Source organism: Algibacter sp. (assembly GCF_049667265.1).
Lineage (GTDB): Bacteria > Bacteroidota > Bacteroidia > Flavobacteriales > Flavobacteriaceae > Algibacter_B.
This window is the reverse complement of the sequence record NZ_JBATHX010000227.1, coordinates 1-5,056: the sequence shown is the minus strand read 5'-3', so window position 1 is coordinate 5,056 and position 5,056 is coordinate 1. Positions and strand designations below refer to the sequence as shown.

Here is a 5,056-nt window from a genome sequence, read left to right as displayed (position 1 = left end):
AAATTACTAAATATGGAGTGGAAAACATGGTTGTTTGGTGCTGGGTATGTACAGAATGCATAAAATAATGATCTATCTACAAACTGCAAAAAAGTATAAGCTTCGTCATAAGAAAGCGGAAGATATATGGCATAAAAACAAAGTAGTAATAGGAATACAAGTGATAACCAATTAATACTAAAGGTTTTGGAAAGGTAAGTTGTAATGGCTTTTCGGAAGTTGAATATGCTTTTTCTGTTTTTAAGAAAAAGAAATCCCCAAATTAATAATAATGGAATTACAAAATAAAGATTTTTATAATTTGGATTACTAAAAAGCGCTATCATTTTTAGTATTTTATAATACAATACAAGGCTCTAAAACCATCTTTCCAGCCTATTTTTTTACCATCTTCGTAGGACCTTCCGTAATAACTAATGCCAACTTCATAAATACGAATGCCTTTTATTTTTGATAATTTACTTGTTACTTCAGGTTCAAAACCAAATCGTTTTTCTTTCAAATTAAACCCTTGAAGAATATCTGTTCGAATCATCTTATAACAGGTTTCCATATCTGTAAGATTTAAATTAGTGCACATATTTGAGAAAAACGTTAATAATTTATTCCCTATACTATGCCAAAAAAACAAGATTCTATGAGGATTGCTACCCATAAACCTTGAGCCATAAACCACATCGGCAACGCCTTTTACTATTGGGGCAAGTAAATCATTATACTCTTGTGGGTCATACTCTAAATCGGCATCCTGAATTATGGTAAACTCCCCTGAAGCTAATTTAATTCCCGTATGAATGGCAGCACCCTTCCCCTTATTAACCTCATGCTCAAAATAGTGAATATCAAAATCAGGATTATTTTTTATATAATTTTGGATGGATTTGTCTGTACCGTCCGTTGAACAATCATTGACAATGATTAATTCCTTTTTAATGTTATTAAGTAAAACAACCTCTTTTACTTTATCAAGAATTAAATGAACTGTTTTTGCCTCGTTATATACTGGAATTATAATTGATAATTTTTTAACCACTAATTTTTTTTTAAAGATTGTTCAAATATAATTACTTTTTGTGATTGAAAGTTTAATAGTCGAGGTTTTTAGAAATATTGAATTTGGATTAGTAATTTTGAACAATAATTATAAGTTTTATGAAAAAAGATATCCAAATACCAAAAGTTGAGGACGTTTACATTGCCATTGTAAACGAATACAACGACATATACAAAACCCAAGACTGGAACGCTTATATTATTAACAACAAAACAGTTGATTTAGAAATGGTTCTTATTGTTACAAGTGGATATTCTGAAAATAAAACAACGTCTGTTTTTAGAAAAAAATTAGACACGCTTCCTAAAAAAAGCTATGCCAAGATTGAGTTGATGCAAGAGGAGTTGTTTGCCCTTAATAATACTTTTAAAGTATCTTTTTTTGAGGGTAATGCCATGTTTGATAAAACTTTCTTGTTTAGAAAAAATACGATAAACTTAAAAGCTTTGCAGCCTATTCCTTTAATGGAACCTAAAGGTGTTTTGGTGAAGTAAAATTCCTTTGTAAAAAGGAATCTTTAAGCAAATAGTTTTAAAAAGCTATGTCTTTAGCGGATGGTTGCGTTAAGGATAGAAGTGAAAAGCCCACAGCCCGACGCAGGAGGTGCGAGGACTTGTAACGGACCTGCCTGCCGGCAGGCAGGTAGCCTGACCCGATAGGGTAACGCCCAAATGGTTTTAAAATTCGAAATTTCAGAATTTTTTTCTTTTACAAGGGTATGGATTAATCCAACTTATCAGTTAGTTTACTAAACACTTTTTTAGGATTTTTATTTTCATATAAAATCTCGTAAACCGCATCTATAATAGGAATTTTCGTTTTTTTTGTGCTTTTTTCATTAAGTACATAGGCGCTTTTAGTGGCATAATATCCTTCGGCTACCATGCTCATTTCCATTTGTGCCGATTTTACAGTATAGCCTTTACCTATCATGTTTCCAAACATACGGTTTCGTGAAAATACGGAGTAGCCTGTTACCAATAAATCGCCCAAATATGCCGAATTATTAATATTACGCTTCATTTTATGGCGTTTTTTAATAAAGCGTTTCATTTCGCGAATGGCATTACTCATTAATACACTTTGAAAATTATCGCCATAACCTAAACCGTGTGCTATTCCTGCTGCAATAGCATATATATTTTTTAGCATTACGGCATATTCAATACCAATAATATCGTCGCTTGTTTTGGTTTTTATATAGTCGCTTGATAAGGTTTTTGCGATAGTCTTTGCTTTGTTAGCATCAGAACATGAAATGGTTAAGTATGATAGTCGTTCTAAGGCTACTTCTTCGGCATGGCAAGGCCCAGCGATTACGGCAATATTATCATAAGGAATTTTATATGTTTCATGAAAATGTTCGCCAACCAATAGCCCAGATTCAGGCATAATTCCTTTTACTGCGGATACTATGGTTTTTTTTGAAATATCGACAGTCAATTTTTCTAATTCGCTATGAATAAAGGCAGATGGGATTACAAAAATTAAAACATCGGCATATTCAGCAATTTCATTTATGTCATTACTTAGTTTTAGTTGCTCTAAATGAAACTCAACCGAGCTTAAATAATTCGGGTTATGTTGTTCTTTTAATAAATGCTCTTTAGTATAAACACTTCGCATATACCAACCAACTTCATTTAAATTTTCGCAAAGCATTTTCACAATAGCTGTTGCCCAACTTCCTGCACCAAAGACGGCATATTTTAAAGGTTTATCCATAGGTATTGAATCATTTTCTATTTCAAAAATACATAAATATTTTTCCATTTAAGAACTGGCTGGTAAAAGAATATTGAAAAGAGAATAATGAGTAAAGACAGATTTATTTTGATAGAAATTTAGTGGCTGGAGACTGCTACTGAAACCTGCGACTTAAATTTTGGCACGCGTTTTGAAACTACCTAATCAATAACCCTTAAATGTTAATATTATGAAAACGATAAAAATACTTTTAGGTTTTGCCTTAACAGCAACCCTTTTTACATCTTGCTATACGGAAATACCAGGTAATGATTATTATAACGAGCCATCAATTTCTGTAAATCAATTATTGCGCAATTATGAACTTTGGTATGTTGATATAAATGCGACGCAAGGTTATGGAGAAACACCTTTTTTACAAAAAGCCTTTACAATTTCATTTATTAACGGCATTGTGTATGCCAACAATAATATTGCTGGAATAGGTGCTAATGGTAATGGATACGGAATTGATGTTGGTGCATATGATGCTTATGATATGATTTTAGACGTGCAGCATGATATTGATGGGTTTTCAACTTTTGATGTGTATCAAATAGATAATAATACCATCGAATTATACAACCCATATAATGATACGTCTTACTTTTTAAATGGGTATCAACGAAGCAATTTTGATTATGATTTCGTGTTCTACGATAACATTCATTATTTCTTACAAGAATATGAAGCTTGGGAAAAAACCTATACAAGTGAGTTTGGAGCTATAAATGAGTTTGACAATGAGAATTATTTACAGTTTTTAGCTGGAGGGAACGACTCTACTTTTAGAAGTTCGCAAGATGATAATGGACTTAATGCGAACAACTTATATTGGGATTATACTGGAATTTATGGTGTAGGTGATGTTTATGGAAATGAGTATTTAAAAACTTTAACATTAGATTATGACTTCTTAGACAATGAGTATTTTGAATTGAGCGTTATAAATGACAGTAAAATAGAATTGTATCATCCTGCATCTGAGACAGTTTATGAATTTAAAGGAAGAGGTTACATTCAGTATTTAAAATCTGCTGAAAACACTAAGGGTGAAAAAGTTCAAAAAGATAAAAAACGTAAGTTTAGAAAAGATAAAGTAGAAAATCCTAGAGAGAATACAAGGATTTAGGAATAAAAATTTTGGTTGGTTATTTAGTTAGGAAACCGTTTAAAGCACTCAGCTTTAGGCGGTTTCTTTTTTTTATTCAATAATTAGTGTGACCTATTACTAATATTGGTGTCTTATAATTGTTAACCTTTAAAACAAATTACAAAATGGGATTATTTTCATTTATTAAAAATGCAGGAGCCAAAGTATTTGGTATTGGAAAAACGGATGCTGAAGAAGCAAAAGAGGCTGCTGTTGAAGCTGCAGCAAAAGAATTAAAATTAGAAGAAGCTGCTGCTAGAAAATTAGAAGAAACTATTACAGATTTACAGTTGCAAGTTGAAGGTTTAAAAGTTTTTATTGATGATGATGCAGCAACAATTTCTGGATTAGCATACAATCAAGCTACAAGAGAAAAAGTAGTGTTAGTTGTTGGAAACTCAAATGGAATTGCAACGGTTGATGATAGAATGACCGTTGAACACGAAGAGCCAGTAGCAAAGTTTCATACAGTTGCTAGTGGAGATACATTAGGAAAAATTGCAAAAACATATTATGGTAACGCTATGAAATACCCTGTTATTTTTGAAGCGAATAAACCAATGCTTACCGATCCAGATAAAATTTATCCTGGTCAAGTATTAAGAATCCCAATTTTAGATTAGAACATGAGAACCTAGTTAATAGCTAATTAAGTTATGTTCAGAGCCAGCTTGGAAGAGTTGGCTTTTTTTTGTTTATTGAATTTTGATAAAGGAAAATGTCCTTGACCAATTGGTTGATTCTCCAGGTTTAATAAAAATATTAAAAAACAATTCAGGACTAATAACATGTTTAGAGCCCCAAAGATTTACTTTATTAGTTTTAAAACTACCAGTTTCACCAATAGCAATATTATTCTTTAAGTTTGTTAATTCCCATTTTGCATTAATTTCTTTGTTACCAGATAAATTGCTAAAAAAGAAGGGTGTTTTAGGTGTGCCATTAAATGTGAATTCTTTTTGCCCAATAGCAACTTTTTGTTCTGGGTTTACAGTTTCGGTAAATAGTTCGGGTTTTATTTCAAATGGAAATTTTAACACATAGTTTCTCCCTATTGAATCGTGATTTATTGCCGTAAAATTGTGAGTATATTCACTTGTGCT

At 31.6% G+C, this 5,056-nt stretch carries 6 protein-coding genes and 1 pseudogene; 3 read left to right on the top strand and 4 right to left on the bottom strand.

Annotated elements, in window-relative coordinates; genetic code table 11:
* A partial coding sequence (locus tag WBN21_RS08435; protein ID WP_424199293.1) for a hypothetical protein occupies positions 1-326 on the bottom strand: 326 nt, incomplete at its 3' end.
* A 2-nt stretch (positions 327-328) separates the two neighbouring features.
* On the bottom strand, positions 329-1,033 hold the full coding sequence (locus WBN21_RS08430; protein WP_424199291.1) for a glycosyltransferase family 2 protein: 705 nt from the start codon (positions 1,031-1,033) through the stop codon (positions 329-331).
* 119 nt (positions 1,034-1,152) lie between these two features.
* Here WBN21_RS08430 and WBN21_RS08425 point away from each other — a divergent pair, with 119 nt between their 5' ends.
* Positions 1,153-1,548: a hypothetical protein gene (locus WBN21_RS08425; RefSeq protein ID WP_424199289.1), complete on the top strand. Its 396-nt coding sequence runs from the start codon at positions 1,153-1,155 to the stop codon at positions 1,546-1,548.
* Positions 1,549-1,777: 229 nt separating this feature from the next.
* Here WBN21_RS08425 and WBN21_RS08420 read toward each other — a convergent pair whose 3' ends face one another.
* Positions 1,778-2,779 carry an NAD(P)H-dependent glycerol-3-phosphate dehydrogenase gene (locus WBN21_RS08420; RefSeq protein WP_424199295.1) on the bottom strand — a complete coding sequence of 334 codons (1,002 nt, stop codon included), beginning with the start codon at positions 2,777-2,779 and terminating at the stop codon, positions 1,778-1,780.
* Between the two features lie 211 nt (positions 2,780-2,990).
* On the opposite strand from WBN21_RS08420, the gene WBN21_RS08415 reads away from it, so the two are divergent.
* Positions 2,991-3,932 carry a nicotinic acid mononucleotide adenyltransferase gene (locus tag WBN21_RS08415; protein ID WP_424199287.1) on the top strand — a complete coding sequence of 314 codons (942 nt, stop codon included), beginning with the start codon at positions 2,991-2,993 and terminating at the stop codon, positions 3,930-3,932.
* A gap of 146 nt (positions 3,933-4,078) precedes the next feature.
* Positions 4,079-4,576, top strand: a complete 498-nt coding sequence (gene lysM / locus WBN21_RS08410; protein ID WP_424199285.1) for a peptidoglycan-binding protein LysM — start codon at positions 4,079-4,081, stop codon at positions 4,574-4,576.
* A gap of 72 nt (positions 4,577-4,648) precedes the next feature.
* Here the strand turns inward: lysM and WBN21_RS08405 are convergent.
* A pseudogene (locus tag WBN21_RS08405) lies at positions 4,649-5,056 on the bottom strand (hypothetical protein); the annotation flags it as partial.

Excerpts from the sequence above, each read along its gene's own strand:
- WBN21_RS08425 (WP_424199289.1), top strand. The coding sequence starts at position 1,153 with ATGAAAAAAGATATCCAAATACCAAAAGTTGAGGACGTTTACATTGCC.
- WBN21_RS08420 (WP_424199295.1), bottom strand. The coding sequence starts at position 2,779 with ATGGATAAACCTTTAAAATATGCCGTCTTTGGTGCAGGAAGTTGGGCA.
- WBN21_RS08415 (WP_424199287.1), top strand. The coding sequence starts at position 2,991 with ATGAAAACGATAAAAATACTTTTAGGTTTTGCCTTAACAGCAACCCTT.
- lysM (WP_424199285.1), top strand. The coding sequence starts at position 4,079 with ATGGGATTATTTTCATTTATTAAAAATGCAGGAGCCAAAGTATTTGGT.